Source organism: Salegentibacter sp., from assembly GCF_036568425.1.
Lineage (GTDB): Bacteria > Bacteroidota > Bacteroidia > Flavobacteriales > Flavobacteriaceae > Salegentibacter.
Genome location: NZ_DATCSO010000061.1, coordinates 1 through 2,475 on the forward strand (window position 1 = coordinate 1; position 2,475 = coordinate 2,475).

Consider the following 2,475-nt stretch of genomic DNA (forward strand, 5'->3'; position numbering starts at 1 on the left):
TTAAATGAAAAAAACATTAATCCCAACAGGAATAATAATTTTTTAACCATGTGTAATTGAATTTTGATTAGTTGTTTCACGCATTTCAGCATGTTTTTGATTATAAAATTAGTTAAATTTTAGGTTTATATTAACTATTCAGAAATGTTTTCGACCGACAACATATTTCAGTAGCTAAATAACAAACCTAAACGAAAACGTTTAAGCTAAAATAGAAAGAAGTATGCACACTTAAACTATTTTTTTAATTAATTATTAACAGTATGTAAAAGAATTCAATTTGAATTAAAAAGATTATTATGGTTCATAAAATAATGCTTCTTAAGGGAGCCGGAAAAACCAGAAGATGGAACAGTATACTCCATTGATTTTGAATCAATTAATATAGAGTCTTCGCTATAACACCGGGGATTGAGATTAATTTTTATGCTATCAAAAACCGCATTTGTAAAAGTATACACGGGGTTAGCAGGCGTAATTGGATAAAATCCCATCATTGAATAAACCACCCAGGCACTCATTGTTCCTGTGTCATCATTACCAGGAAGACCATCAGGCCCATTTTTATAATATTTTTTTATAAGTTCCGTAACTTTTACTGAAGTTTTATATTCACTATCCTCAATATAATTATACAAATAAGGGTAAAGGATATCCGGCTCATTTGCCATATCGTAATACCCCTCATTAAAAATCTGGTCCAGCTTATTTTCAAAAGTTTCGGATCCCCCCATCAAATTCATTAAGCCATCTATATCGTGAGGCACCATAAATAAATATTGCCAGGCATTACCCTCTATATAGCCAACATTCTTTTCAAAATTAGCTCCGGCGAGTGGATCAATAGGTGTATACCATTTCCCGTCACTATATCTAGGCTGTAGAAATCCAGTTTCTGGGTTATAAAGTTTCTTATACGACAAAGCACGGTCTGAAAACATCTTATAGTCACTTTCTTTTCCTAAACTCTTTGCCAATTGCGCAATAGCATAATCGGCAATATTATATTCCAGGGTGGTGGACACAGGTCCCGGAATTCCGCTATCAACTCCTACATAACCGTTATCGATATACTGTTTAAGCCCAGGACGTAAAGGATTGTTAACTGTATCAAGCGCACTTTTCAGCATGGCTTCATAAGCTTTTTCCACATCAAAATCGGTTAAACCCCGTAAATATGTGTCAGCTAAAACAACTGCTGCCGGATCTCCTACCATGGTAAAAGTTTCGGTTGAATTTAATTCCCATTTTGGCAACCATCCATTTTCATCATACATAGCTAACATGGATCTTACCATCTCTAATTGCTCTTGCGGGTAAAGCAAGCTCATTAATTGATGGTAATTCCTATAAGTATCCCATAGTGAAAAGGTGGTATACCTTCTTCCTTCGGTTTTACCAATCTTACCTGTAGCTATTTCAGGATACTCTCCATTAAAATCATTTAAAATATTAGGATGAATTTGAGTATGATATAAAGCCGTGTAGAAAATGACTTTATCGTCTTCACTTCCGCCTTGAACTTCTACAACTTTAAGCTTCTTATTCCAGGCTTCTTTTGTTTGTTCATAAACTTCCTCAAAGGATGAATTACCAACTTCTTTTTCTAAGTTTTCCCGGGCATTTTCAATGCTCACGTAAGAAACACCAATCTTAACCTCTATTTCCTGGGGTTCTTTAAAATCGTAAGTCATATAAGCTCCAATACTATCACCCATAACTTCCCTGGTAAAACCTTCTTTTATTCGGGTTTTTCCATTATAAGTCATCCATTGCGCTTCCTCACCTTCGTAATTATAAGGAGTTTTCCAGATCCCAAAATCCTCTGCCGGTTTTGAAAATTTTGCCACAAAATAAACTGGGTAAGCTGCTTCCGCATTATTATAACAAAAGGAACCCACAGTTCGCATTCCTTCAATTTCGGTAGGAGAAACTATGTGCACCATGGCTCCCTGCTCATTGGTAAGCCCTAAGCCTAAATTCAATAAAACATTAGCTTTCCCAGCCGGAAAGGAATATCTGGAAACACCGGTTCTGGTACTAGCCGTGGCTTCTGCTTTTACCTTATACTTATCGAGTTCAACTGAATAATACCCGGCCTTCGCTGTTTCCTCAGAATAAGTACTCCCGTATTTTAAATGATCTGTCTCCAATTCTCCGGTAGTAGGCATGGTGATAATAACTCCAAGATCGGGGCAACCTACCCCACTCATATTCACGTGTGAAAATCCTGTTAGAAATTTATTCTCATATACATACGGATTAGACAACCACTGGCTATCCTTTTCTAAAGGATTAAGATCTATTCTTCCCGTAACATTAAATGGAGAAACACTTGCCATCCCACGCGGCGCAATTGCTCCCGGATTAGTAGCCCCGTAATTAGAGGTTCCTATAAACGGGTTTACAAAATCTACCGGAGCTTTCTGTGCTGATATAAATCCGAAAATTAGAAAAGCCAGCAGAGGTAAATAA

1 protein-coding gene is annotated in these 2,475 nt (G+C 36.6%); it reads right to left on the reverse strand.

Features of this window, described 5'->3' with window-relative positions; genetic code table 11:
* Positions 1-275: 275 nt before the first annotated feature.
* Positions 276-2,465, reverse strand: a complete 2,190-nt coding sequence (locus VIM94_RS05870) for a GH92 family glycosyl hydrolase (protein WP_332038353.1) — start codon at positions 2,463-2,465, stop codon at positions 276-278.
* Positions 2,466-2,475: the final 10 nt, after the last annotated feature.